The organism is Microvirga sp. RSM25 (genome assembly GCF_044784385.1).
Lineage (GTDB): Bacteria > Pseudomonadota > Alphaproteobacteria > Rhizobiales > Beijerinckiaceae > Microvirga > Microvirga tunisiensis.
The window spans coordinates 7,501-31,413 of the sequence record NZ_CP173039.1; the positions used below are offsets into that span (position 1 = coordinate 7,501).

A 23,913-nucleotide genomic window follows, 5' to 3' on the forward strand; every position below is an offset into this window, starting at 1 on the left:
TCACCACCGAGTGCCACTCGGTCTTCTCCTTGCGCTCGCCCGTGCCCTTGTCCTTCCAGGTCTCCGACGTGGCAAGGCGCAGGTTCACCACCGGCTCCCCGTTCGACAATCGCCGCACCTCCGGGTCACGCCCCAGATTGCCAACCAAAATCACCTTGTTTACGCTTCCAGCCATGATGGCCTCTCCACTTCATCTCTCCTGAACGGCTGAAGCATCGGGGATGCCACACGTTTTCAGGTCGGTTGCACATTCCTGCCCGGTGAGAGGCATCGCCTATTGTTCTATCTTTGTTCCACGTGAAACACAAGGTCCCTGGGTGGCCCGGTCCGTTTCCGGCGAGGGAATTTCCGGCCCGCGAAGCATCGGCGCACGAGTTGTCTGTGAAGTGCCATGAGGGCTAAAGGTTACGGCTCGGCTTCAGGAGTCTGGCATGACCGATGAGATCTTGGATGAAGCAGCTGTCGCGGCCGCTTGGGATCGGAACGCTGCGATCTGGACCCAGGAGGTGACAGCGGGCTTCGATTTCTACCGAGAGCTTTATACGTTGCCCGCTTTCCTTGACTTCGTTCCCTCCATGACCGGACAGCGCATCATTGATTTGGGCTGCGGCGAGGGCTCGAACACACGCCGCTTCGCGAAGCTCGGTGGAATGATGACCGGCGTTGATCTGTCCGCTGAGATGATCAAGCATGCCCGCCGGAAGGAAGAAGAGGAACCTCTCGGCATCACATATGAGGTCGGCTCGTTCAACGATCTCTCGCCCTTTGCGGACGGGCAGTTCGACTGCGCTGTGTCGACCATGGCGCTCATGGACGGGCCGGACTTGCCAGCCGCGATGCGGGCTACGTCCCGGGTTCTGAAGCCAAGCGGCACTCTGTGCTTCAGCGTTCTTCACCCCTGCTTCATCACACCTGCGATCCGGTGGCTCACGGATGAGGAAGGATCTCATCTCGGTCTTCGTATTGGCCGCTATTTCGAGAGAACACCCTTTGTTGAATATTGGCGTTTCGGCCGCCGTCCGGGCACGACCATGCTTGAGCCTTTCGAGGTGCCGCGCTTTCCGCGCACTCTGTCCGACTACATCAATGCCGTCAGCGAAGCCGGATTTCGAATTGTGAAGGTTGAGGAGCCGCGCCCGAGCGAAGAAATGGCACGTCGATATGATTGGCTAAACCGCTGGTATCAGCATGCGCCGCTCGTGCTGTTCATCTTGGCCGTAAAGGCCTAAGCGACGGTTACGGAACTGGTGGCCGATACAAAAATAGCGGTGACTGTGTCACCGCTATTCTGAAAGTGAAGCTTACTCGGCAGCCTGAAGGTACACGACCTTCGACTGTTCGCTCTGAACCTCGCGCAGGGTGCGCGCCATATAATTCAATTGCTCGATGGCCTTGTTGAGGTCGAGCTTGGTGCCTTCTTCAAGGTCATAGGCCCGGCGCCCCCGATAGAGCCGGTTGACCTGACTCTCCATCTCGGCAGCAGCCTCGCGGATGCGGTGGACGAGGTTATCGGCAATGTCATTGGCGTTGTCATCGACAACGCAGAAGCCGACATCGCTTGCGCGAACCTTGGTCATGGGGTGATACCTCTTCTTGTTGTTTCGTCTTTAGGCGACGGCCCGCTGTGCATGCTCTGCGTAGACGCCGAGCCGGCGAGCCAGGGAATGCTTCGTCACGGGTCCCACCCAGGGCAGCGCTGCAAGGAAGCGCAGCTTATCGGGACTTGCGTTGTACTCGTCGAACAGTCGCTCACGCTCGCGCCAGATCATGTCGATCGCCTCAGCCTTGGCAGGATGGCGAAATCCAATCCGGGCCGTTGATCCCAGGCTGAGCGCGCGCATGCAGCGCTCGAACGTGCGGCGACCGACGCTTGGCGTCACGCTCGCATGACAGATTGCGTCGACGACATGCTGTGCAAATTCATCCGCCGTTTCAGGCGATGTCGTCTCCGCTCCGGAGATATCTTCCTGAAAAGCATTCGCGCCATACCGCATTGTCTCTTCAAGTCCGAAGCTCGGCATTCATCTCACCTTATGTTCCAGGCAGCCTGCAGCAGCCGAACAAGCTTTGTCCCTGTCTTTCGAATCCGGCGCTGCGCTCGCCATGGAAGGTCGGCTTCTCGCGCCAGGCTCAGGCGTTCGGGACGGGGACGCGGGGTTTTCAGAAACAGGCGCGCGCCCGTTTGAGGGCGTATGCGCCAGGCATCGTCCGGGCTCTGAAAACCTTGACCATTCAAGGGCTTCTCCGAAGAGCGCGGCTCGATGAAGATGGGGTTCAAGCCTTGCGGATGCAAGGTCCGCGGGATGAGCGGAACGGGGTTGGAGCGCCGGTTAGATTCTCTTGCAACCTTCGGCCAGGGGGAGATCTCGCAGCGCGCCATCTTGAAGGTTTGCGCCAGCTCCGCACCTGTCGTGACACCAAAGACGGACGCCGCACGGGAGAAGGCTTCGGAGAACGGTTGCATGGCACACCAGCTCTTCTCAGCCATGTGCAGCGGCCACGTCCACAGACCATCCTCCCGGCGCTGGCCGAGGCTCTCGCGGTCGATGAAATAACCGGTTCGCTTGTGCTCCAGGCCGCTTTCGATCACGAGCCATTCGTCGTTCTCGAAGATCGGTCGTTCGTCCGTCATGGCGGTCATCGCAGGATCCTTTGCGGCGGTGAGGCGCGGCTGCCCTAATGGCGTCACATCCACAACGCATACAGGGGATGCGAACAAACCAAGAACATACTCCCGAGGGCCGCTGTGTCAAGCAAAGTCCGCGGTTTGGGACTGTAATCTTGGAGTAACCGATACTATGTGGAGGGTCGGATGCCAGGATTGAAGAGATTGCGCTTATTCCCGTCCAAAAAGAGGCAAAGTCGTTGCGGCGAAATATCGCTGGCGATACCTGAAGCTCGACCATTCCAGCACAGCGGATTCGCCCCCTCATGACCAATCTGACCCGACTCGAAACAGACCAGCTCCGGCGCCTGGAGGAGATGCGCAAGACCTTCGACAAGCTTCGGGCGGAGCGGATCCGGGCCGAGGGCGAGGTCGAGCGCCTGACGCGCGAGCTCGAAGACGCGAGGGCGCTGGCCTTGTCGGAACTGGGCACGGACGACGAAGGGCAGATCCAGTCTTTGATCGAGCAGGCACAGGCTAAGAATGCCAAGCTTGCCGAGGAATTTGGCGCGTCGCTGCGCGAGGTCGAGACGCGTCTGAGACAGCTTGGAGACGAGCGTTGATCGGGCATTCCATCGATCACGACGCCACGCGGGCGCAAGCGTCCCTCGCGCGCCTGGAGGGACGGCGCGATGCCCTGCGGATACGACGCGAGGAACTGACCCGTGAGATCGAGCTCGCCAAGGGGCGACTTGCCGTCAAGGACGAGGTGGAGGCCTTCATCGAGGCGGTCCATGGCTCCGCCAGCCGCCGCAGCCTGTCCGCATTCGAAACCCTTCTGACCGCATTGGTGCAGGAGGTTCTGCCGGGTGAAAAGCCTGTGGCCTTGGACCTCTCGACCGAGCGCGGCCTGGCCTCGCTCGATATCTGCGTGCGCCGTCCGGACGGCTCCCTGGAAGATGTGCTGGAGGACAACGGCGGCGCGCTGACCAATGTGGTCGGCATGGCGCTGCGGCTGATCGCGGTGGTCAAGGCGGATGTCGCCCGCTTCCTCGCCCTCGACGAAGCGGATTGCTGGATCGCGCCGGATCGCGTCTCGTCCTTCTACCGGGTGCTGGAGGACGGCGCGGCGCGTCTTGGCGTGCAGTGCCTCGCCGTTTCACATCACGACCTGTCGCAATTCTCCGGCAAGTTCCACATCGCCCGCATCGTCGGCGAGCCCGTCTCCGGCGTCGATGTGCAGTCCTCCGACACCAGCGCCGCGTGGGACGACGTGCAACCGGGCTTGCGTTTCATTCGGCTCGCCAATGTGCAGGCGTACAAGGACGCGACACTTCCCTTGAGCCCCGGCGTGAATGCGCTGATCGGCCCGAACAACCGCGGCAAGTCGACTTTCATCCGTGCCTTGCGCGCCGTGTTCTATGGTGAGGCCCGCGACAGTCTCGTGCGGGCGGGCGCGAAGGCGGCAAGCGTCGAGATCGGGGTTGCCGGACGCCGGACACTGCGTTTCACGCGTCAGCCCCGTCGATCGCCCGTCAATATCTGGTCTCTGCATGAAGCGGACGGCGCCATCGTCGAGGAACGGGGCATGCGCTACGAGACCGGCGGGCGCAGTGTTCCCGATTGGGTCGCCGATCTCATCCGCATCCGGAAGGTGGAAGACCTCGACGTTCACATCGCGCATCAGAAGTTTCCCGTCTTCCTTCTCGGGGAGACGCCGTCCCGCCGCTCCGCCGTTCTCTCGATCGGGCAGGAGGCGGGCTACATCCGCGATATGCTCGTCATCCATCGCGAGCGCTGCCGGCGGGACAACGATCTCGTGCGCAACGGCGAGCGCGATTTGATCGCGCTCGGCGAGGCCCTCGAAGGGCTGAAGGATCTCGACGGTCTCAAGGACAGGCTGTCGGCCATCCGCCGCCTGGGGGACGATCTCAAGGACGCTTCGGCCCATCTGCAGACGCTGCAGCAGCGCGCATCGCAGCTCGCCGATCTCAATCGCCGCTTGGAGAAGGCACAGGCGCGGGCCGAGATCACGGCAAAGCTCCCCGAGGCCGAGCAGCTGGCCCATCTCACGCGCATGGTGGAGCGCTCGCGCGAGCGCGAGCGGTTGGGAGGACGCGTCATCGGGCTCAGTCATAGCCTTGCCTGGAGCAGGGCGCGGCTCGCGGCGCTGCAGAGCCTGCCCGAGGCTCTTCCGACCCTTGAAAACACTTCGTCGGCACAAAATATCCTGAAGCGCATGAACGATCTCCGCTCTGCGGCTCTGATCGCGCAGAGCCGGATCGCGCAGGTCGACGAAGGGCTGACATCCCTCCAGGCTGAAATGGCACAGCTCGTCGAGGAAACCGGTGGGCTTTGCCCCACCTGCGGCGCGCCGGTGAAGCCTGAGAACCTGCTGGACCATCACGCCCATCCCTCGCTTTCTTCTACGCCGTCGGAGCGGCTGACCGCATGATCCTGTCCGGAGACCGTCTTCCCGAGATTCAGTGCAATGGTGTCCTCGTCATCGGGGATCCGCATGTCGGCTCGAGGCGCCCAGGGCGGCGCAAGGATGCCGTGTGGCCGCAAGCCGTGCTCGGCAAGCTGGAGCGCTGTGTCACTATTGCCAACGAGCGGCAGCTTGCCGTCGTGATCCTGGGCGATCTGTTCGACCGGCCTGTTGAGACCGACGAGGCGCTCAAGAACCAGCTCATTCGCGTTCTGAAGGGCTTCCGGCATCGTCCCATTGTCAATGTCGGCAATCACGACATCCAGCACACGATGCTCACCGACAGCGACTCGCTGGCGCTGCTGGGCTTGTGCGACGTGGTCGATGTGATTGCCACATCGGCTCCCGTGACCGAATTCCAGATCGGCGCGCGCCGTATCGGCATCGGCATGACACCCTATGGCCAGACGATCCCAACCGATGCGCGCGGCTCCTTCGCGGGTGTCGATCTTCACGCATGGTTCACGCACCACGACATCGCCTTCGACGGCGGCTATCCGGGAGCAGTGCCGCCGTTTGCAGTCGAGGGCTGCGATGTCCTCATCAACGGGCACATCCACAAGACGCAGAAATCCGTTCTCGCCGGGCGGACGCGCTGGATGAACCCCGGCAACATCACGCGCCAATCCGTCGATCTCGTGGATCATGTTCCCCGCGCCTGGATCCTGGATGGCAGCGGTGCATTGGAGCCGCAGGCTCTGCCGTTCGAAAACAATGTCTTCGATCTCACGGGGCGCGTGGTCGAGGCGGCTGACGGTTCCGATGTGGCGCGGGAGGTGGAAAGCGCCTTTGTCACCTTGCTGCAGGCGGAATCCTCGACCGAACTGAAGCGGAGCGGCGACGGTTCGATCGTTCGCGACGAGATCGAGGCGAAATTCGCCGCCGACGACACGTCGGATGCCGTGCGCGCCATCGTGCGCTCGCTTCTCGGCGAGGCGGTGGAGCGTCACGCCGCGCAATCCTAGGGCTGTTTCCACTCACGTGGAATCATCTCTGCCCTTTGCGGTGCCGCATTTTTAACGTCGAGGCGGATCCACCTCGACGAAAGATGCTCTAGAACGCGAACGGATCGGTGTAGGGCAGGCGGCGTCGGCGCACCTGTGTTTCCGGCAGGATCGGACGACTGATGTCGACGGCGATCAGCCCCTCGCAGGCCAGCGCCAGAACGGCCGCCACACCATCCTGCGTGTTCATGACGGCGCTGGCGCAATCCACCAGTCGCATGGTGCCCATCTCGTCGAGCTGATGCAGAACCCGCACCCGGTCTCCCGCGGTCACGGGAGTGCGCTTGCAGGCCATGATGAGGCGCATGGTCGTGAAGCGCGGCTCGGCCCGGATGCTGGCGGCCGTTTCAATCAGGAAAGGGCGGCCGTCCGAGGAGGTGATGCCATGGATTGCGGCAGCGCGCAGGGGATGCTGCAGCAGGTCGTCGTCGGTCACCACATCGACCAGATAGGCGGCGCCATCCTTCACGATCTCGAAATCCGCAACGTGTGCGATGGTCTCGTCCCCAACGGTGAACTCAGCCGGATCGGCGGGCGCGCGCAAGGACTCCATCTCGGCGTCAAGCTCGCAGAGCGCCAGGTAGTCGGCAATCAGGGCATTGCGCGTGAGCGGCGTGGACGGGCGCTTCTGGGCCCGGCGGGTTCCTGGACGCCGGGCCGGGCGCCGGTCCGAAAGGTCGAGGAGCGCTTGCGCGGACATCGGAGCCTCCAGCTTGGCTTTTCAAGGATTGGGCAGGCCGCCCGATATTCCGGCAGCTTTTCGCCTGTAGTATAATGAGAACATATATAGAACAATACGATAGGGGTCAAACTTTAAACGGCTCCCGAAACGGGAGCTTTAGGGCGCCCTCTCACGGCCTCGCTTCGTGCGCTTGAGACAAAATGGCACATGGGTTAAGTCTCTGACGAACAATAGTTTATTGTCTCGCCTCGTGGAGTCGAAAGTGGACCGGGAGCCTCAAATTTGCTATAGAACAAATAACGAACGCGCCGGCCGGAATAAGGCTGCGACAAGAGAGCGTGACCGATTCACGGGCTTTTGAGAAAGTTAGGATCGAGGATGAATACGACTGACAAAAAGATTTCCGAGGTGCTTGGGAAATTCGGCGAGCCGATGGCCGGGAATGTCTGGCGCGTCCAGGGAACGGCCGTCATCTATCACAAGACCCTGGAGCGCATCGCCGCCCAGGCGAAGGTCGTCTTTGACGAACCCAAGATCATTCGCGCCGAGCGCGACGAGGCCGTCATCCAGGTGACGGGCCGCATGGGCGAGCGCGTCGAGTGGTCGATCGGCGAGGCGCTGATCGGCGTGAACTACCGCGTCTCCGGCAAGCAGGCGGCCTATGTCTACGCCATGGCGGAGAAGCGGGCGAAAGATCGCGTGATCCTCAAGCTCATCGAGCTGCATGGCTACGTCTACTCCGAGGAGGAAGCCGACGAGTTCAAGCAGGGCCGCCCGGGCTATGCCGACCCGCATGTGGAGCTCGAGAAGACCGAGCCGCAGAAGGGCAAGGTTGAAGCGGCTGCCGCCGATGGCAACATCGAGGACGATCTGAAGGCGAAGATCAAGAAGTCCAAGACCATCAACGCGGTCACGGACCTGATGCTCCACGCCGACACGCAAAAGGTGCTCGCCGATCTGCCGGAAGGCATCCGCGACGAGATCCGCGACTTTGCCAAGGCGCGCCTCGTCGAACTCGGCTGGCCGACCAAGAAGGCAGCCTAAATTTTGCTGCGATCATGGACGAGACGGTCTCACCGTCTCGTCCATTCTTAATTCTCGTCCACTCTCGGTTCTCATGGCGTCCCGGCGCTGGTGGTCTCGCTGATCGATGCCGAATTCCTCCGCCATCACTGCTTCCGACCAGGACGCCCTGTCCCTCTCCGAACATCTTGTCGGTTCCATCGAGCGGGTGACGTTCCACAATGACGAGACCGGCTTCTGCGTATTGCGCGTCAAGGCGCGCGGGCACCGCAAGCCGGTTGCCGTTGTCGGCCATGCTCCATCGGTCGCCATCGGCGAAGTCGTCGAGGCGACCGGTGAGTGGCTGCACGATCGCAATCATGGGGTTCAGTTCCGGGCCGGTGAGCTGAAGACCTCGGCTCCGACGACGGCGGAAGACCTGCAGCGCTTTCTCGGATCCGGTCTCCTGAAGGGCGTCGGCCCTTCCGTTGCGCAGCGGCTCATCGCTTCCTTCGGATCGCGCATTCTCGACGTCATCGAGAAGAAGCCGCATGAGCTGACGCGCGTGCACGGCATCGGCATGGCGAAGGCTCTGAGCATCGGCGAGGCTTGGGCCGAGCATCGCACCCTCAAGGACATCGCGGCGTTCCTGAACGCACACGGCATCGGCGGCTTCCTGCTCACGCGCATCTACCGCGCCTATGGCGTCGGGGCCATCGACATCATCTCGGCCAATCCCTACCGGCTTGCTCTCGACATTCCAGGTTTCGAATTCGCTCTGGCCGATCAAGCGGCCATGCAGCTCTCAATCGAGCCGACGGCCGAAATACGATTGCAGGCCGGGCTCGCCAGTGTTCTGTCCGAAGCCGTAAAAGAGGGACATTCCGGCCTGCCGGTCGACGAGCTCCTGCAGCAGGCGAGCATTCTGCTCGAAGTGTCAAAGGCTCAGCTGGCGCCTGTGCTCGATGCGCAATGCGCGGCGGGCCAGCTTGCTGCCGATGAACTCGATGGGCACCGCTGCATCTTCCTCAAGAGCCTCTACGGCGCAGAGCTTTTCATCGCACAGCGCTTGAAGGAGATCGCGCAAGGGTTCCATCCCTGGCGCGGGCTCGATACCGCACAGGTGATTGTCGAGGCGGAGGCTGCTACGGGCGTGTCCTACTCGGTCAGCCAGCGCGAGGCGCTCATAGCCTCCTGCCGGGCAAAGGTGCTCGTCGTCACCGGCGGCCCCGGTGTCGGCAAGACCACGCTCATCCGGAGCCTGACGCATCTCTGTGCGAAGCATGAGTTGCAGGTTGCTCTTTGCGCACCGACCGGACGGGCTGCGAAACGGCTGGCCGAGAGCACAGGCTTTACCGCCAAGACCGTGCACCGGCTGCTCGAAGCCTCCGAGGGTGGGTTCCGGCGCAACGGCAATGCGCCGCTCGACTGCAATCTCCTCGTCGTGGACGAAGCCTCGATGCTCGACATCCGACTCACGGCGGCGCTGTTGCGCGCTTTGCCGAATGAGGCCTGCCTGCTCCTCGTCGGCGACGTGGACCAGCTTCCCTCCATTGGGCCTGGACAGATTCTCTCCGACATCATCGCGTCCGGCGCCGTTCCGGTCGTGCATCTCCGGGAAGTCTTTCGGCAGGAGCGGGAGAGCCGCATCATCACGGTGGCGCACGCCATCAATCGCGGCCTCGTGCCCGATCTGATGCACCAACCGGACTCCGACTTCTACTTCGTGGAGGCGGATGCCCCGGCGGACGCAATGGCCAAGATGACGATCCTCATGCGCGATCGCATCCCGAGAAGGTTCGGTCTCGATCCCGTGCGGGACGTCCAGGTCTTGTGCCCGATGAACCGCGGGCGGCTCGGCACGCATATGCTGAACGCTGAATTGCAGCAGATCTTCAATCCGCCGGGACCCGAGAGCCTGCACCGTGCCGGATGGGTCTACGGTCCCGGCGACAAGGTCATGCAGGTCAGGAACGACTACGAGCGCGACGTCTATAATGGAGAAGTCGGCATCGTCCGTGAGGTGAGCCGCACAGAGGGCGAACTCACGGTCGCATTCGACGACAGGCTCGTGGTCTACACGCTCAGGGAACTCGACGAGTTGGCCCTCGCCTATGCCGTCACGATCCACAAGGCGCAAGGATCGGAATATCCGGCGGTGATCATTCCTGTAGCGTTGCAGCAGGCCTCCATGCTGCGGCGCAAGCTCCTCTATACGGGCGTGACGCGCGCAAGCCGCCTCGTCATCCTGATCGGAAGCCGCGCCGCACTGGCTCAGGCCGTCACTCATGAGGAAGAGCCACGCCTCTCCAGATTGCGGAACTGGCTCCAGGCCTGATCCCTTTCCCTTGAATGCGGAGCGCTCTATGTTTGGTCCCCAGCGGCCGCCTTTGAAGGATTTGAACACGTGAGTGCGGGAACGGGACAAGCCGAACAGCAGGAGAGACGGGTCCGTGTGAGCCTTCTCGCCGGGGCGGTCCTGTGCCTGGTTGCATCCGGCGGCCTCCTCTGGTGGCGCTATGGTGGCGCCGTCTTCAACGATCTGGTGCTGACGACCCTGGCCTGGTGCTTCTGAACGGGGCCGCTCCGCGACGTCCGAGCGTGGCCATGGCTCGTCTTGTTCCAGCGGAACGTTGCCGTCGCCAGTTCCCACAAACCTCTCCAGGCCGCGAGGCTGACGAGCCCGTAATAGAACGGAAGCAGCGGCACCCATGGCAGAAGCCGCCAGAGGCGGCGCCTGTGAAGGGCAAAGCACGCCGGAACGACGATCGCGATTGCTCCGGAGAAGAACAGCGTCAGGCTGTAAGCATATCCCATGAGCTCCCATCGCGAAGCGAAGAGCCTGGCCGTTCCGGAAAGCCACCATGTCAGGAACAGCGCGGAAAAGAGCGGATAGACCACGGCGCTGAGCACGATGCCCCAGGTCAGAACAAGAGCACCATAAAAGCGCCAGATGCCCAATTGGCGGAGCAAAACCCCGGGCTTGCGCGAATGGCTGGTCGCGGTCTGGACATAGCCTTTCATCCACCGGGTTCGCTGCCGCATCCAGGCACCCAGGGTGCTTGGTGCCTCCTCAAGCGTCGAGGAAGGAAGATCCCTGACCCCGTAGCCCAACCGCGCCAGACGAATGCCGAGATCGGCATCCTCGGTGACGTTCCAGGCATCCCAGCCATGGATTGCCTTCAGGACCGAGGTGCGGAAATGATTCGAGGTGCCGCCCAAGAGGATGGGGCTTCCGATCTCCGCCAAGCCTGGATTGAACACATCGAACAAGGCTGCGTACTCGATGGTGAAAAGCCGCGTGAGCCAGGAATCGTCCGTGTTGTCGATGGTCAGACGCGCCTGAAGGCAGGCAACGTCGCGCGGCAGACCTGCAAACCGGGCGACAGCCAGGCGCAACTGGCCGGGATCCGGCACGTCTTCGGCATCGTAGATGACCGTAAAGCGGCCCCGCGCCAGGGGCAGAGCGACGTTGAGCGCCCGCGGCTTGGTGCGCGGCTCGCCCTTGGGGGCGACGATGATCTCCGTATTGCCCGGCAGTTCAATAGCCTGAAGAGTTTCCAGCGTTTCGCGGTCATCGGTTTCAAGCACGAGCTTGATGTCGAGCTTCGCCGCGGGATAATCGAGCCGCGACAAGGCATGGATGAGCCGGGCAGCCACCCGCTTCTCGCGGTAGAGCGCCGCGATGATCGTATAAACCGGCAGACCGGTATCCTCGGCGCGGGGCAACTGGGTTTTCGGCTCAATGGGATTGTTCATGATCGAGGCTGCGAGCCGCAGGACGATCATACCCAGGAACAGCGGCCCCAGAGCGGCGCCCACGCTTGCGATGGTCGCCCCCGGAGCGTGGCAGATGCCGAACGAGATGAGCGTAACACCGATGAACAGAACCGCAATCTGCACATAGCTGAGATCGGTTGCCAGATCGGGAGTCCGTTTGGCCAAATCGGACGCGGCCCGATGTGCTATCCACGGGCCTCGAGCGCGAAAGACCGCTTCTCTCATCCGCGATGGCGAGGTGATCGCAAGTGGCCCACCACGGGGCCGCGTTCTGAGGAAGCGGGCGAGCGCCTCACCGCGTGGCGCCATCACGAAGCCGGATTTCCGGTTGGCCAAGGGGGCGATGCCCGCCAAGACGCTGTTGGGATAATGGGCTGATCGCGACAGACGGGGGGCCGCCAAAAAGGGCAGCTGGAGTTCGGTCGCAAGGGCGCGGTAGAAATCATCCTCGCCGACGAGGTTGTGCTTCAGCAGAAATTCATCGGCCGGCACCCCGACGGATCGAGCGAGGATCGCGGCTTGGCGCAGGGTTTCCGGTGGATACCCGTGATGGGCCAGGAAGCCGATCTCGACCGGCAGTGCTATCGGCCGTGCTGTTGACTGTGGGCTTGGCTCCGCTAGACCGAGCCTCATGAGCACAGGACACTTTCGAAAGACACGCTTGATGGGTGCGGGGTCGCGTGCAAGAGAATATCAGCTTATGCTTCGAGATATTATTACATTGATTGCGCGCTTCCCTTCCAAGATCAAGCCCACCGGGCTTATCTGGGCCTTATCGGCTCTTCTGTTGTTGCCGAGCCTTGCGCAGGCGCAAGGCGTGGCCATTCCGAACTTCTGGGACCCCAAGGCGCAGCTCGACCGGCCCGACCTGCCGGCTACCCGCACGATCCGTTTTCTCGTCGATGACGACTTTCCACCGCTTCATTTTCCTGGGCTGGACGGCAATCCGACCGGGCTCTCGGTGGAACTTGCCCGCGCCGCCTGCGAGCGTCTCGGCATCACCTGCACCATCCAGGTCCGCCGTTTCGACATGCTGCTCGACGCCCTGAACGAACGGCAGGGCGACGTGGTGGCTGCCGCCATTCCCGTGACGGCGGATCTGCGGCGGCGTTTCGCCGTGACGGCCCCGTATTTCAAGATTCCGGCTCGCTTTGCCGTGCGAAAGGACCGCAATCAGCCCACTCCCGAAGCCAAGGCGCTTCAGGGCAAGACCATCGGCGTTGTCGGCGGCACGGCCCATGAGGCCTTCGCAAAAGCCTTCGTGACCGGCACTACCCTCAAGCCCTATCCGGAGCTGGCCGCCGCTCAGGCTGCCCTTAAGGCAGGCGAGATCGACTACCTGTTCGCCGATGGCCTCGGCCTTGCGCTCTGGATCGGGGGAGAGGAGGCGGGCGGATGTTGCGACTTCTCCGGCGGGCCTTATCTGGAGAGCCGCTTCTTCGGCGAAGGGATCGGCTTCATCACCCGAGCCGAGGATGAGAACCTGCGCCGGGCCCTGGATTTCGCCCTGCAGCAATTGTGGAAGGAAGGAAAATACGCCGAGCTCTACCTGCGTTTCTTCCCGATCAGCCCGTTCTAACCTTCCCTCTGCCTTGGAGCGGACGGGTTTATCGCATTGACCCTAACAGGTCTGATCCCTAGTGTGCCGCGCTTCTGGAAGCATTTTCCCGCAAGCACTAGGCCCATGTCTCACCCTCTGACCCTTGATCCTGCTCTGATCGACGCCGCCCAGACTGCCACCGCCTGGCCTTTCGAGGAGGCGCGCAAGCTCATCGAGCGGCTCAAACGGACGGGAAAGAAAGAGGCTCTGTTCGAGACGGGCTATGGCCCTTCGGGCCTGCCGCATATCGGGACCTTCGGCGAGGTCGCCCGCACCAGCATGGTGCGCCATGCCTTCCGGGTGCTGACCGGTGATACCATCCCGACGCGCCTTGTCGCCTTTTCGGACGATATGGACGGTCTGCGCAAGGTGCCGGACAACATTCCGAACAAGGAACTCGTGGCCTCCGCGCTCGGCAAGCCGCTGACCCAGGTGCCGGATCCTTTCGGCACCCATGAGAGCTTCGCGCATCACAACAATGCACGCCTGCGCGAATTCCTCGATGCCTTCGGCTTCGACTACGAGTTCATGTCCGCGACCGAGTGCTACAAGGCCGGGCGCTTCGACAAGACGCTGCTCACCGTGCTCGAGCGCTACGACGCGGTGATGGCGATCATGCTGCCTTCGCTGCGCGAGGAGCGCCAGCAATCGTACTCGCCCTTCCTGCCTGTCCACCCGAAGACCGGCATCGTCATGCAAGTGCCGATCGACGAGCGCAAGCTCGACGCAGGCACGATCGTATGGCGCGATCCGGATACCGGCGAGCGCTTCGAGACACCGGTGACGGGCGGCCATGCCAAGCTGCAATGGAAGCCCGATTGGGCCATGCGCTGGGTGGCGCTCGGCGTCGATTACGAGATGGCGGGCAAGGACCTGATCGACAGCGTGAAGCTGTCGGGCGAGATCGCCAAGGCTCTCGGCGGCCTGCCGCCGGATGGGTTCAATTACGAGCTCTTCCTGGACGATAAGGGCCAGAAGATCTCCAAGTCGAAAGGCAACGGGCTCACCATCGACGAGTGGCTGACCTACGGCACGCCGGACAGCCTGAGGCTGTTCATGTTCAACAAGCCGCGCGAGGCGAAGAAGCTCTACTTCGACGTGATCCCGCGCCAGGTCGACGATTACCTGACCTTCCTGGAGAAGTATCCGGCGCAGGATGCCAAGGCGCGCCTGATGAATCCGGTCTGGCATCTCCATTCGGGCGAGCCGCCGGCTCCCGAGCTGGTGTCGTCCGACGGAGGCAATCAGCCCGGCACGACGATCTCCTTCTCCATGCTGCTCAACCTGGTGGCGGTGGCGAATTCCGAGGATCCCAACGTGCTGTGGGGCTTCATCCGCCGCTATGCGCCGGGTGTTTCGCCGGAAACCCATCCGCGTCTCGACAGCCTCGTGAAGCGTGCCGTGCGCTACTTCGAGGATTTCGTGAAGCCGCAGAAGGCCTATCGCCTGGCGGACGAGGTCGAGGCGGCGTCGCTGCAGCGACTGGAAGAAGTGCTCGGCTCCTTCGAGGCCGGAGACCGTCCGGCGACGGCGGAAGCGATCCAGGAAGAGATCTACAACGTGGGTCGGGCCGAACCGCGCTATCAGGATCTCAAGGCCAAGGGCGCAACGCCCGACCGTCCGGGCGTGTCCATCGAGTGGTTCAATACGATCTATCAGGTGCTGCTGGGCGAGCCCCGCGGCCCGCGCTTCGGCTCGTTCATCGCTCTCTACGGGGTGAAGGAGACGCGGGCGCTGATCAGAAAGGCGCTCAATGGCGATCTTGTGCGCGAGCACGAGGCTTTCCTGAAGGAGCGCGGGGCCGGCCGCGCGGTCTGACGAGCGTCTACTGCCGCGCCCACATGATACGGGCAGCCCAGGAGACCTCTTCAGTCGGGATCATCTGGTCTTCCTGGTCCTTGGCCAAGGACGTTATTTCCAGAGTTTTGGCCGAGCGACGCTTGAGCTCCTTGGCCAGAATTTCCCCATTGGTCGTGCACACGACGATCCGGTCGCCCTTGCGGGTGCTGGCCGTCGGCGAGACGATGAGGATATCGCCGTCGCGGTAGAGCGGGGCCAGGGCATCGCCCGTGACTTCGAGAGCGAAAACCTTCTCCTGACCGAAATCGGGAAACTCGATCTCGTCCCAGCCCGGGCCTTCGTTCGGCATGCCTTCTTCATTGAAGACTTTGCCGGCTACCGCGTCGTCCATGCCGATCAACGGGATCATGGAGCGGCGCAAGGAACCGGAGGGCTCGACGAGGCGGAGAAAATCCTCCAGGGTCGCGCCGGTGGCTTTCAGGATTTTCGAGATCGACTCCGTGGAAGGCCAGCGCTCCCGGCCCTCGGGACTCACGCGCTTCGACTTGTTGAAGCTGGTCGCGTCGAGACCGGCCTTGCGAGCCAGTCCTGATGCGGTCATGCCATGGCGTGATGCCAACGCATCGATAGCAGCCCAGACGCGCTCGTGAGATAACATTGTACTAACCTTCGCTAGGAGCGAAATAAATGAAAGCGAACCTATAATTAGGAATTAAATGTGACCGAAAGCTTAGACAACTGGCAACAGACTATTGAGACAATATGTCTAATTTGGGTTGCTCCTGATGTGACGCACGGCTAATCAAGACTTCATGCGCATTATTTACAAAATTTGCCCCGCTTTTCTTTGGCAAGAGGCTGAAAAGGCCGGCTCCTTCGAAGGAGCGCCTGTCGATATCCAGGATGGGTACATCCATTTCTCAACAGTCGAACAGGTCCGTGAGACGGCTAAAAGGCACTTTGCCGGGCAGGACGATCTGCTGCTGGTTGCCGTCGATGTCGATTCGCTGGGCGAAGCCCTTCGTTACGAGCCTTCCCGCGGCGGAGACCTGTTCCCGCACCTCTATGCTCCGCTGTCCCTCTCCGCCGTTCGATGGGTGAAGTCACTGCCCCTCGGCCAGGATGGCCAGCACATCTTTCCGGATCTTGCCCGATGATCGGCGCTCTCTTTTCCCTGGCCAAACCCGCTCTTCATGCGCTCGATGCGGAGACGGCGCACCAGCTGACGATCCGTGGATTGTCCCTGATGCCGATATCGCCGGCGCCGGTGGACGATCCGCGCCTGTCCGTCGATGTGTTCGGCAGGCAATTTCCCAATCCCGTGGGACTTGCGGCAGGCTTCGACAAGCAATGCGAAGTGCCCGATCAACTCCTCGGTCTCGGCTTCGGCTTCGTCGAACTCGGTGGCGTGGTGCCGAAGCCGCAAGAGGGCAACCCGCGGCCGCGGGTTTTCCGGCTGACACGCGATGAAGCCGTGATCAACCGCTTCGGCCTCAACAGCGAGGGGCTCGATTCAGCCCGCCGGCGGCTCGCAAACCGTCGCGGTCGTCCGGGTATCGTCGGCGTCAATATCGGGGCGAACAAGGATTCGACCGACCGGATCGCCGATTACGTTCTGTGCATCGAGCGGCTGTGCGGTTTGGCCGATTTTCTGACGATCAACGTATCCTCGCCCAACACGCCGGGATTGCGCGACCTGCAGGGAGAGGCGTTCCTCGACGATCTCCTCGCCCGCAGCATGGACGCACGCGACAAGGCGGATCAGGGCAGGCGCAAGACGATCATCCTGTTGAAGATCGCACCCGACATTTCGCTCGATACGCTGGATGCGATCGTCGCCACGGCGCTCAAGCGCGGCATCGACGGGCTGACCGTCTCCAACACCACCATCGCCCGGCCCGACAGCTTGAGGGAGAAGGGGATCGCCTCCGAAACGGGCGGTCTGTCCGGCAAGCCTTTGTTCGTCCCGTCCACGAAACTTCTCGCCGAGACATTCCTGCGCGTGGAGCGCAAGATTCCGCTCATCGGTGTCGGCGGCGTCGACTCCGCGGAGGCGGCCTGGGTCAAGATCCGCGCCGGTGCGAGTCTGGTGCAGCTCTACTCGGCCATGGTCTACAAGGGGCCCGGCCTCATCGGCGACATCAAGCGCGGGCTGTTGCAGACGCTCGAAAACGAAAACACCTCGCTGGCGCAAGCCCTCGGGCGCGATGCATCGGCGATTGCGCAGGGGCGGTATTAAGATCTCCGCTCAAGACATGTTGGCGAAGGTTCTCTTCGCCAGCCTCGGATAAAGGATGAACTGGCCGAGGCCTCGTGCGCTCAGGAAAGTCAGGAGAGCGATCCAGAGCGCCGTGTTGCCGAGATTGCCGGCCGCCAGAAGAATGGCTCCGTAGGCGATGAAGGCGATCACCATCAGGTCGCGCATGGATCGAGTCCAGGTCGCTCCCGTGTAGATGCCGTCGAAGGCGAAGGCGGCGGCACCGAAGAGCGGGGTCAGAGCGGCAAAGACCAGATAATCCCGCGCATAGGAACGCACCTCCGGGTTCGTCGACACGAAGTCGATGAAGAAGCCGCCGCCAATCAGGAAGATCGCCGACACGGCGAGACCGAAGCCGAGGCTCCATCCCAGGCTCAAGTGGATGGCGCGCCGGAAGCCCCGTTCGTCGCGGGCGCCGATGCTCTGGCCGCACAGGGTCTCGGCGGCGGTGGCGAAGCCGTCGAGGAAATAGCCGCCGATCAGGAACATGTTGTAGAGCACCGCATTCGCCGCGAGCGTCACATCGCCGGACCGTGCTCCGAGGGCGCTGAAGATCGAGAAGGCGAGGATCAGCGCCACGTTGCGGATCATGATGTCCCGGTTCATGGCCAGCGTCTGCACCATCTCCGCCCGGTTCAGGACCTCAGGCCACGTGACCGCCAGCGGGTTCGAGCCGAGGCGGCGCAGAACCACGATGCCGAGGCCTGCCCCCAGCACCTCGGCGAGTGCCGTGCCGATGGCTGCACCGGCAATGCCGAGACCGAAGCCGAGGACCAGCGCCATCGTGAACACGATATTGGCCACATTGATCGCCACCTGCAGCAACAGACCGAGATCCGTGCGACCGCGCCCCAGAGTGGAACCCAGGATCACGTAGTTCGCCAGGGTGAAGGGTGCCGCCCAGATGCGGATGAAGAAGTAGGTCGAGAGGGCATCCGTCACCGCCTGGCTCGCACCCGCCATGGAAAAGGCCAGAGTCGCGATGGGCCATTGCAGCAGGATCAGCAGAAGGCCCGTCATGCCGGCTACCAGGAAAGCCCGGGCGAGCGTCAGGTCGATCTCATGCCGGTTGCCGGCGCCGGTCGCCTGGGCGGTCAGGCCGGCGGTTGCCATGCGTAAGGACCCGAAGCTCCAGAACACGAAGTCGAAAATTACCGCGCCCAGCGCCACCGCTCCGAGCAGATGCGCCTCGCCAAGCCGTCCGATCACTGTCGCATCGACGAGCCCCAGAAGGGGTGTCGTCACATGCGACAAGGTCATCGGCAGCGCGAGGGCCAGGATGCGGCGATGGGAGATGTCCAGCCGCCGCGCGGTCGCTGAGCCGTCCATGATGGTCCTCGAAGGTTTCAGCGCCGGCTGCTGAACAGGCGCGAGATGAGCCAGAGCGGGACGACGATGATCGCTCCGTAGAGAATCCAGCGCCCCACATCGAGAACCGTCTCGAGACTGAGGTCGAGAACGGAGGCGATCCAGTTGAACAGGCCTTCGATCAACCCGACAGGCGTGATGTCGAGAAACGCCAGGAAGGCGCCGACGAGCAGGGACAGGAAGATCAGCTTCACCAGCACGGAGCCGGGGGAGCCGCCGAGAAAACGGTTCAGGTTGGACATGTCCTCATCTCGTCAGAAAGCGTCACTGGAAGAAAGCGTAATAGACCTGGGTCGTTGCGTGTGCTTCATCGCAAGGGCCGGCGACGAACGCAACCCACTCCGAGCTTCGCATGATCGATCCCACTCTTTTCGACCCCTCCGCCGTCAGCGACGAGATCCGCGTCCAGAATGCCGAGATCGTGGCAAAGCTCGCCGCTCTGCCCGATCCGATGTCGGTGCCTCCGGCCTTGGTGCGGGAGCGGCGTCGCCAGGGATTGGGGCCGTTCCCCCTGATGCCGTCGAGCAGCCGGGCCCGGACCATCACCGTCGATGGGCCGGCCGGTCCCATTCCCCTGCGCATCATCGCTCCGGACAACCCGCGCGGCGTCTATTTCCACATCCATGGCGGCGGCTGGACCTGGGGCACGGCGGACGAACAGGACCCATGGCTCGACCGTCTGGCGGAAAGATGCGGCCTTGCCGTCGTCTCCGTCGAGTATCGCCTTGCTCCCGAACATCCCTATCCGGCCGCGCCCGACGATTGCGAGGCGGCTGCCCTCTGGGTCATCCGGGAGATGGAGAGCCGGTTCGGCACCTCGCGCCTGTTCATCGGCGGCGAGTCGGCCGGTGCCCATCTCTCGGCAGTGACGATCCTGCGCCTGCGCGGCAGGCACGGGCTGAAGCCCTTCCGGGGCGCCAATCTCTTCGCCGGGTGCTACGATCTTTCTCTCACGCCGAGCGTCCGGCATTGGGGCAGCGAGCGGCTGATCCTCAACACGAACGACGTGCGGGTCTTTGCCGACAATTTCTGCGGTCAGGTCCCCGACCCGCGCGATCCAGATATCTCGCCCCTTTATGCCGACCTGAAAGGCCTGCCGCCGGCTTTGTTCTCCGTCGGGACCAAGGACATGCTCCTCGACGACAGCCTCTTCATGGCGTCGCGCTGGGTGGCGGCCGGCAACACGACCGACCTCGCCATCTGGCCCGGTGGCTGCCACGTGTTCATCCGCTTCGACAGCGCTCTGTCGGAACAGGCGCTGTCGCGGATCGATGGCTTTATCGAGAGGCTTTAATCGGCCCCGGCCGGGGAGGGGCGCTGGGTCACGCCGATCTTCGAGGCAGCGATGACCGCCTGCGTGCGGCTGTCGACGCCGAGCTTGTCGAGAATGGCCGACACGTGGGCCTTCACGGTGGCTTCCGAGACGCCGAGCTCGTAGGCGATCTGCTTGTTGAGCAGGCCCTCAGACAACATGGTCAGGACGCGAACCTGCTGCGGGGTCAGCGTGCCGAGGCGGCGGACGAGATCGGCGGTTTCGGGATCTTCCGAAGCGGAGAGGTCCACGTCCGGCGGGGTCCAGGTGTCGCCGGCCAGCACCGCCTGAATGGCGCCGCCGATGCTGTCGATATCGATGGATTTCGGGATGAAGCCGGAGGCGCCGAAATCCATGGCACGGCGGATCACGGTGGGCTCTTCCGTTGCGGAAACAATCACGACGGGCAGTTCGGGATATTGGGCTCGGAGCGACATCAGTCCGGAAAAGCCCTGTACGCCCGGCATCGTCAGATCGAGCAGGATCAGGTCGACGTCCCGCTCCTGGGTCAGCGTGACGTTCAAGTCATCCATGCCGCTCGCTTCGACAACCCGGGCCTGGGGCATGGTGGAGGCGACGGCCTGTCTCAATGCCCCGCGAAACAACGGATGGTCATCGGCAATGATGATCGTGGTGGTTTGACTTTGCACGTGTGCCTTCTCCCACGAGACGCTTGCTTGAGCCTTAGCCGCATCCCTCATGAAATAGCAAGGCGGCAATCGAAGACCCTGGCTATTCTAAGGGAAAGTACTGAGGCGACACACTCGATCATGTGGATTACGCCCCGATCAGGTGAAAAGTAAGATCCCGGCGATGGGGCCTGTCCCGGTGCTCGGCAAGGTAGATCCCCTGCCAGGTTCCCAAACTCATCCGGCCTTCCGTCACGGGAATGCTCAGGGCGACGCCCGAGATCACGGTCCGGATATGGGCCGGCATGTCGTCCGGACCCTCGGTCGAGTGGACATAGCCCGCGCTCCGCGGAGCCAGACGATCGAAGGCGGTCAGCAGATCCCGGCGGACGTCCGGATCGGCATTCTCCTGGATCAGGAGCGAGGCCGAGGTGTGGCGGCAGAAGACGGTCAAAAGCCCATGCCGGATGCCGGTGCCGGACACCCAAGCCGCCGCCGCATCCGTGATCTCGGTAAAGCCCTGACCCCGCGTGTCGACGCCGAGCCGCCCGCTGGCCTGCCGCGTGATCTCGCCTTCGGACACGGTTTCGATCCTCATCCCTTCTGCCTCTTCGCTTCCTCGTCCTGCAGGGGGTAGACCTCCTTCTCGCCCCGCTCCAGGATCTTCTCCAGGGTCTCGATCCGGTCGGCTTCCGCCGCGGGCTTGTCCCAGCGGATGCGGTTGATGCGGGGGAACCGCATGGCGACGCCGGATTTGTGCCGGGTCGAGCGCTGCAGCCCCTCGAAGGCCACCTCCAGCACGAGACCCTTGTCCTTGCCGTATTCGACCTCCCGCACCGGGCCGAAGCGGTTGACCGTGTGATTGCGGACATAACGGTCGAGCTTCACCAGTTCCTCGTCGGTGAAGCCGTGATAGGCCTTGCCGACGGGCACCAGCTCCTGTCCACCCGGCCCATCGCGCCAGACCCCGAAGGTGTAGTCGGAATAGAAGGACGAGCGCTTCCCGTGGCCCCGCTGGCCGTACATCATCACGGCATCGACGAGGTAGGGATCGCGCTTCCACTTGTACCAGTAGCCCTTGGGACGGCCGGGGAGATAGGGACTGTTCGCCCGCTTCACCATGCAGCCCTCGATGGCATCCGCATCGAGACCGGCGCCGACGGAAGCCGGGTCGGCGCGGGCGGCGGCAAGGTCCTCCCAGGTCGAGAAGGGCACCATGGGCGAGAGGTCGATGCGCGGATCGTCGATGCGGGCGACGAGCGCCTCCAGGCGCTTCCGCCGCTCGGCGAAGGGGAGCCCGCGCAGATCCTCTTCGCCCTCGAATAGGATGTCGTAGACGCGCAGGTGTGCCGGAAACTCGGCGATGAGCTTCGGCGTCACGGCCTTCCGGTTCAGGCGCTGCTGAAGCACGTTGAAGCTCTGGACCCGGCCCTCGCGGACGATCAGCAATTCCCCGTCGATAGCGCCTTCGAAGGTCAGCGCCTCGACCAGATCGGGAAAGGCGCGGGAGACGTCCTCGCCGGTGCGGGAGTAGATCCGCTTCACCGGTCGCCCGTCGCTGCCATGGCCGGCTGCGGCCTGCAGGCGGATGCCGTCCCATTTCCACTCGGCCAGGAACTCGGAGGCCTCGAGCTTGGCGAAATCCTCGTCCTCCAGGGGATGCGAGAGCATGGAGGGGCGAAACGGGGCGGGATTGCCGGATTCGGGCTTCGGGCCACGGCCCTCGACCCAGGCGAAAAGGTCCTCGTACGGCGCCTCCAGCCCGTGCCAGATCAGCTCGACCTCGTCGGGCTCGACCTGGCCGAGCTGGGCGACCGCCGTCTTGGCGAGCCGCGCGGAGACGCCGACACGCAGCTCCCGGGTGATCAGCTTGATCAAGGCCCAGCGTCCCGTCTCGTCGAGAGCGTCCATCCACTCGGCGACCCGGCCGGGCAGGTCGCTCTTGCTCGTGGTCGCCAGGGTTTCGATGACCTCGGTGAGACTCGGGACATGAGGCGGCGGATTGTTGTGGCCGATGACCGGGGCGACCGGGGCGGGAGCCACGCTCTCATGCCCGGGGGAGGGCCAGATCAGCGCCACGGTCTCGGCCAGATCGCCCACATAGTGATAGGACATCCGGAACAGCTCCGGGTCGGTCCGCTCCTCGACGAGGCCGCGGATCAGGCCGGGCTTGGCCTCCTTGAACATAAGCGCGCTGGTCATGGCGGCTAGCGCATAGCCCCGGTCCGGATCGGGCGTATGGCGGAAATAGTCCGCGAGCAGCCGCAGCTTCGCGTTGCGGCGCGGTTCGTAGCCCAAGCGGTCGAGGAGGGCGGCGAAGCGGTTCATGCGGCGTCTCCCGCTTCCGCGCCAGCCGCAGGAGGCTCCTCCGCCTCGCCCTCGTCGCCATAGCCCAGCATGTGCAGGGGCCGCGCCCGGATGCCGTGGGTGGTGCACCAATGGACGAGGGCATCCTCTTGCCCATGCGTGACCCAGACCTCGCTGGCGCCGGTTTCCCGGATCGTGCGGCACAGATCGTCCCAATCGGAATGGTCGGAGATCACCAGCGGCAGCTCCACGCCCTTCTGCCGCGCCCGTGCCCGCACCCGCATCCAGCCGGAGGCGAAACAGGTGACGGGATCGGGAAAGCGGCGGGACCACAGGTCCTGGATCGAGGAGGGTGGGCAGATCACGATGGCACCGGCGAGCTTCGAACGCTCCGAGGCCACGACCTTCGGGGTTTCGCCCAGGGGGATCCCTTCCGACTTGTAGAACTCGGTCAGGCGCTCCATGGCGCCGTGCAGATAGATCGGCTTGTCGTAGCCTTCCTCGCGCAGGAGGGCCATGACCCGCTGCGCCTTGCCCAGCGCGTAGGCGCCGACGATATGGGCGCGCTCGGGAAAGAGGGCAACGGAATCGAGGAGCTTGCGCACCTCGGTCCTTGTGTCGGGATGGCGGAAGACCGGCAGGCCGAAGGTCGCCTCGGTGATGAAGACGTCGCAGGGCACGACTTCGTAGGGCAGGCAGGTCGGGTCCTCCGCGCGCTTGTAATCGCCCGACACGACGACGCGGGTGCCTCCCGCTTCGATGGCGATCTGCGCCGAGCCCAGCACATGACCCGCAGGGGTAAAGCGCACGGTCACATCCCCGAGGCGCAGGCTCTCGCCGAGTGGCGCCTCCTGCGTGGAGCCTGCGAAATCCGCCCCATAACGCACAGCCATGATGAGCAGGGTCTCCCGCGTCGCCAGGACGGAACGGTGTCCCGAGCGGGCGTGATCCGAATGGCCATGGGTGACGAGCGCCCGCTTCACGGGCCGGACCGGATCGATGTGAAAGTCGCCAAGGGGGCAGTAGAGCCCTTGCGGGGTCTGGGTGAGGATGTCGGTGGAACGCAGCGCCATGGGTGA

24 protein-coding genes (1 of these 24 only partly in view) are annotated in these 23,913 nt (G+C 63.4%); 11 read left to right on the top strand and 13 right to left on the bottom strand.

The genetic code is table 11. The annotated features are described in order from the left end of the window. Positions 1-175: the 5' portion of a single-stranded DNA-binding protein gene (locus ACD578_RS00040; protein ID WP_152715824.1), read on the bottom strand. Its footprint begins 326 nt before the window's first position; the window shows 175 of its 501 coding nt (coding positions 1-175); it begins with the start codon at positions 173-175; its stop codon lies off the left edge, out of view. Between the two features lie 256 nt (positions 176-431). On the opposite strand from ACD578_RS00040, the gene ACD578_RS00045 reads away from it, so the two are divergent. Next, positions 432-1,229 (top strand): class I SAM-dependent methyltransferase, encoded by a 798-nt coding sequence (locus tag ACD578_RS00045; RefSeq protein ID WP_404289759.1) that lies wholly within the window; start codon positions 432-434, stop codon positions 1,227-1,229. A 72-nt stretch (positions 1,230-1,301) separates the two neighbouring features. Here ACD578_RS00045 and ACD578_RS00050 read toward each other — a convergent pair whose 3' ends face one another. Genes ACD578_RS00050 through ACD578_RS00060 form a run of 3 tightly spaced genes read right to left on the bottom strand, consistent with a single transcriptional unit; the run spans position 1,302 to position 2,641 of the window. After that, positions 1,302-1,577: a hypothetical protein gene (locus ACD578_RS00050; protein WP_404289761.1), complete on the bottom strand. Its 276-nt coding sequence runs from the start codon at positions 1,575-1,577 to the stop codon at positions 1,302-1,304. 30 nt (positions 1,578-1,607) lie between these two features. Further along, a complete protein-coding gene (locus tag ACD578_RS00055) occupies positions 1,608-2,021 on the bottom strand; it encodes a hypothetical protein (protein WP_404289763.1) in 414 nt (137 codons plus the stop codon). A 5-nt stretch (positions 2,022-2,026) separates the two neighbouring features. Further along, the gene (locus tag ACD578_RS00060; RefSeq protein ID WP_404289765.1) at positions 2,027-2,641 is read right to left on the bottom strand and encodes a hypothetical protein; all 615 of its coding nucleotides are present in this window, start codon (positions 2,639-2,641) and stop codon (positions 2,027-2,029) included. Positions 2,642-2,931: 290 nt separating this feature from the next. On the opposite strand from ACD578_RS00060, the gene ACD578_RS00065 reads away from it, so the two are divergent. From ACD578_RS00065 to ACD578_RS00075, 3 genes are read left to right on the top strand one after another with little or no spacing between them, the layout of a single operon-like run. Continuing rightward, positions 2,932-3,228, top strand: a complete 297-nt coding sequence (locus ACD578_RS00065; protein ID WP_404289767.1) for a hypothetical protein — start codon at positions 2,932-2,934, stop codon at positions 3,226-3,228. After that, on the top strand, positions 3,225-5,060 hold the full coding sequence (locus ACD578_RS00070; RefSeq protein WP_404289769.1) for an AAA family ATPase: 1,836 nt from the start codon (positions 3,225-3,227) through the stop codon (positions 5,058-5,060). The genes ACD578_RS00065 and ACD578_RS00070 overlap by 4 nt, the downstream gene beginning before the upstream one ends. Further along, a complete protein-coding gene (locus tag ACD578_RS00075) occupies positions 5,057-6,058 on the top strand; it encodes an exonuclease SbcCD subunit D (protein WP_404289771.1) in 1,002 nt (333 codons plus the stop codon). The genes ACD578_RS00070 and ACD578_RS00075 overlap by 4 nt, the downstream gene beginning before the upstream one ends. An 88-nt stretch (positions 6,059-6,146) precedes the next feature. Here the strand turns inward: ACD578_RS00075 and ACD578_RS00080 are convergent, their stop codons facing one another. After that, positions 6,147-6,797: a hypothetical protein gene (locus ACD578_RS00080; RefSeq protein ID WP_404289773.1), complete on the bottom strand. Its 651-nt coding sequence runs from the start codon at positions 6,795-6,797 to the stop codon at positions 6,147-6,149. Positions 6,798-7,157: 360 nt separating this feature from the next. Here ACD578_RS00080 and ACD578_RS00085 point away from each other — a divergent pair, with 360 nt between their 5' ends. Beyond that, complete coding sequence (locus ACD578_RS00085) at positions 7,158-7,823, top strand: trna delta -isopentenylpyrophosphate transferase (protein WP_152715834.1); 666 nt, start codon at positions 7,158-7,160, stop codon at positions 7,821-7,823. Positions 7,824-7,929: 106 nt separating this feature from the next. Then, positions 7,930-10,119, top strand: coding sequence for an ATP-dependent RecD-like DNA helicase (locus ACD578_RS00090; protein ID WP_404289775.1), 2,190 nt, complete (start codon positions 7,930-7,932; stop codon positions 10,117-10,119). Between the two features lie 179 nt (positions 10,120-10,298). Here ACD578_RS00090 and ACD578_RS00095 read toward each other — a convergent pair whose 3' ends face one another. Then, positions 10,299-12,194 carry a glycosyltransferase gene (locus tag ACD578_RS00095; protein WP_404289777.1) on the bottom strand — a complete coding sequence of 632 codons (1,896 nt, stop codon included), beginning with the start codon at positions 12,192-12,194 and terminating at the stop codon, positions 10,299-10,301. Positions 12,195-12,261: 67 nt separating this feature from the next. Here ACD578_RS00095 and ACD578_RS00100 point away from each other — a divergent pair, with 67 nt between their 5' ends. Together ACD578_RS00100 and ACD578_RS00105 are read left to right on the top strand one after the other, a co-directional pair. Next, positions 12,262-13,140: a transporter substrate-binding domain-containing protein gene (locus ACD578_RS00100; RefSeq protein WP_404289779.1), complete on the top strand. Its 879-nt coding sequence runs from the start codon at positions 12,262-12,264 to the stop codon at positions 13,138-13,140. Between the two features lie 105 nt (positions 13,141-13,245). After that, positions 13,246-14,979, top strand: a complete 1,734-nt coding sequence (locus ACD578_RS00105; protein ID WP_404289781.1) for a lysine--tRNA ligase — start codon at positions 13,246-13,248, stop codon at positions 14,977-14,979. Between the two features lie 7 nt (positions 14,980-14,986). Here the strand turns inward: ACD578_RS00105 and ACD578_RS00110 are convergent, their stop codons facing one another. After that, positions 14,987-15,619 carry a S24 family peptidase gene (locus ACD578_RS00110; RefSeq protein WP_404289783.1) on the bottom strand — a complete coding sequence of 211 codons (633 nt, stop codon included), beginning with the start codon at positions 15,617-15,619 and terminating at the stop codon, positions 14,987-14,989. Positions 15,620-15,773: 154 nt separating this feature from the next. Between ACD578_RS00110 and ACD578_RS00115 the strand changes: the two genes are divergently transcribed. Both ACD578_RS00115 and ACD578_RS00120 read left to right on the top strand, forming a co-directional pair. Beyond that, positions 15,774-16,118, top strand: a complete 345-nt coding sequence (locus ACD578_RS00115; protein ID WP_404289785.1) for a DUF952 domain-containing protein — start codon at positions 15,774-15,776, stop codon at positions 16,116-16,118. Next, complete coding sequence (locus tag ACD578_RS00120) at positions 16,115-17,200, top strand: quinone-dependent dihydroorotate dehydrogenase (protein ID WP_404289787.1); 1,086 nt, start codon at positions 16,115-16,117, stop codon at positions 17,198-17,200. Before ACD578_RS00115 ends, ACD578_RS00120 begins: the two co-directional genes overlap by 4 nt. 9 nt (positions 17,201-17,209) lie before the next feature. Here ACD578_RS00120 and ACD578_RS00125 read toward each other — a convergent pair whose 3' ends face one another. Then, the gene (locus tag ACD578_RS00125; RefSeq protein ID WP_404289789.1) at positions 17,210-18,547 is read right to left on the bottom strand and encodes an MATE family efflux transporter; all 1,338 of its coding nucleotides are present in this window, start codon (positions 18,545-18,547) and stop codon (positions 17,210-17,212) included. 17 nt (positions 18,548-18,564) lie between these two features. Then, the gene (locus ACD578_RS00130) at positions 18,565-18,828 is read right to left on the bottom strand and encodes a DUF6460 domain-containing protein (protein ID WP_404289791.1); all 264 of its coding nucleotides are present in this window, start codon (positions 18,826-18,828) and stop codon (positions 18,565-18,567) included. A 110-nt stretch (positions 18,829-18,938) separates the two neighbouring features. On the opposite strand from ACD578_RS00130, the gene ACD578_RS00135 reads away from it, so the two are divergent. Beyond that, complete coding sequence (locus tag ACD578_RS00135; protein ID WP_404289793.1) at positions 18,939-19,880, top strand: alpha/beta hydrolase; 942 nt, start codon at positions 18,939-18,941, stop codon at positions 19,878-19,880. Here ACD578_RS00135 and ACD578_RS00140 read toward each other — a convergent pair. The 4 genes from ACD578_RS00140 to ACD578_RS00155 all read right to left on the bottom strand — a co-directional run bounded on the left by ACD578_RS00140 (position 19,877) and on the right by ACD578_RS00155 (position 23,907). Next, entirely contained in the window at positions 19,877-20,599 is a 723-nt protein-coding gene (locus ACD578_RS00140) for a response regulator transcription factor (protein ID WP_152710830.1), read from the bottom strand. The two genes, ACD578_RS00135 and ACD578_RS00140, sit on opposite strands and share 4 nt — an antisense overlap. A 76-nt stretch (positions 20,600-20,675) precedes the next feature. Continuing rightward, entirely contained in the window at positions 20,676-21,125 is a 450-nt protein-coding gene (locus tag ACD578_RS00145) for a secondary thiamine-phosphate synthase enzyme YjbQ (RefSeq protein ID WP_404289796.1), read from the bottom strand. After that, the gene (locus ACD578_RS00150; protein WP_404289798.1) at positions 21,122-22,855 is read right to left on the bottom strand and encodes a cisplatin damage response ATP-dependent DNA ligase; all 1,734 of its coding nucleotides are present in this window, start codon (positions 22,853-22,855) and stop codon (positions 21,122-21,124) included. Before ACD578_RS00150 ends, ACD578_RS00145 begins: the two co-directional genes overlap by 4 nt. Beyond that, entirely contained in the window at positions 22,852-23,907 is a 1,056-nt protein-coding gene (locus ACD578_RS00155) for a ligase-associated DNA damage response exonuclease (protein WP_404289800.1), read from the bottom strand. The genes ACD578_RS00150 and ACD578_RS00155 overlap by 4 nt, the downstream gene beginning before the upstream one ends. Positions 23,908-23,913: the final 6 nt, after the last annotated feature.

Bases quoted from the DNA above. Each gene is read 5' to 3' on its own strand.
- ACD578_RS00045 (WP_404289759.1), top strand. From the start codon at position 432: ATGACCGATGAGATCTTGGATGAAGCAGCTGTCGCGGCCGCTTGGGAT.
- ACD578_RS00050 (WP_404289761.1), bottom strand. From the start codon at position 1,577: ATGACCAAGGTTCGCGCAAGCGATGTCGGCTTCTGCGTTGTCGATGAC.
- ACD578_RS00055 (WP_404289763.1), bottom strand. From the start codon at position 2,021: ATGCCGAGCTTCGGACTTGAAGAGACAATGCGGTATGGCGCGAATGCT.
- ACD578_RS00060 (WP_404289765.1), bottom strand. From the start codon at position 2,641: ATGACCGCCATGACGGACGAACGACCGATCTTCGAGAACGACGAATGG.
- ACD578_RS00065 (WP_404289767.1), top strand. From the start codon at position 2,932: ATGACCAATCTGACCCGACTCGAAACAGACCAGCTCCGGCGCCTGGAG.
- ACD578_RS00075 (WP_404289771.1), top strand. From the start codon at position 5,057: ATGATCCTGTCCGGAGACCGTCTTCCCGAGATTCAGTGCAATGGTGTC.
- ACD578_RS00080 (WP_404289773.1), bottom strand. From the start codon at position 6,797: ATGTCCGCGCAAGCGCTCCTCGACCTTTCGGACCGGCGCCCGGCCCGG.
- ACD578_RS00085 (WP_152715834.1), top strand. From the start codon at position 7,158: ATGAATACGACTGACAAAAAGATTTCCGAGGTGCTTGGGAAATTCGGC.
- ACD578_RS00090 (WP_404289775.1), top strand. From the start codon at position 7,930: ATGCCGAATTCCTCCGCCATCACTGCTTCCGACCAGGACGCCCTGTCC.
- ACD578_RS00095 (WP_404289777.1), bottom strand. From the start codon at position 12,194: ATGAGGCTCGGTCTAGCGGAGCCAAGCCCACAGTCAACAGCACGGCCG.
- ACD578_RS00100 (WP_404289779.1), top strand. From the start codon at position 12,262: ATGCTTCGAGATATTATTACATTGATTGCGCGCTTCCCTTCCAAGATC.
- ACD578_RS00105 (WP_404289781.1), top strand. From the start codon at position 13,246: ATGTCTCACCCTCTGACCCTTGATCCTGCTCTGATCGACGCCGCCCAG.
- ACD578_RS00110 (WP_404289783.1), bottom strand. From the start codon at position 15,619: ATGTTATCTCACGAGCGCGTCTGGGCTGCTATCGATGCGTTGGCATCA.
- ACD578_RS00115 (WP_404289785.1), top strand. From the start codon at position 15,774: ATGCGCATTATTTACAAAATTTGCCCCGCTTTTCTTTGGCAAGAGGCT.
- ACD578_RS00120 (WP_404289787.1), top strand. From the start codon at position 16,115: ATGATCGGCGCTCTCTTTTCCCTGGCCAAACCCGCTCTTCATGCGCTC.
- ACD578_RS00125 (WP_404289789.1), bottom strand. From the start codon at position 18,547: ATGGACGGCTCAGCGACCGCGCGGCGGCTGGACATCTCCCATCGCCGC.
- ACD578_RS00130 (WP_404289791.1), bottom strand. From the start codon at position 18,828: ATGTCCAACCTGAACCGTTTTCTCGGCGGCTCCCCCGGCTCCGTGCTG.
- ACD578_RS00135 (WP_404289793.1), top strand. From the start codon at position 18,939: ATGATCGATCCCACTCTTTTCGACCCCTCCGCCGTCAGCGACGAGATC.
- ACD578_RS00140 (WP_152710830.1), bottom strand. From the start codon at position 20,599: ATGAGGGATGCGGCTAAGGCTCAAGCAAGCGTCTCGTGGGAGAAGGCA.
- ACD578_RS00145 (WP_404289796.1), bottom strand. From the start codon at position 21,125: ATGAGGATCGAAACCGTGTCCGAAGGCGAGATCACGCGGCAGGCCAGC.
- ACD578_RS00150 (WP_404289798.1), bottom strand. From the start codon at position 22,855: ATGAACCGCTTCGCCGCCCTCCTCGACCGCTTGGGCTACGAACCGCGC.
- ACD578_RS00155 (WP_404289800.1), bottom strand. From the start codon at position 23,907: ATGGCGCTGCGTTCCACCGACATCCTCACCCAGACCCCGCAAGGGCTC.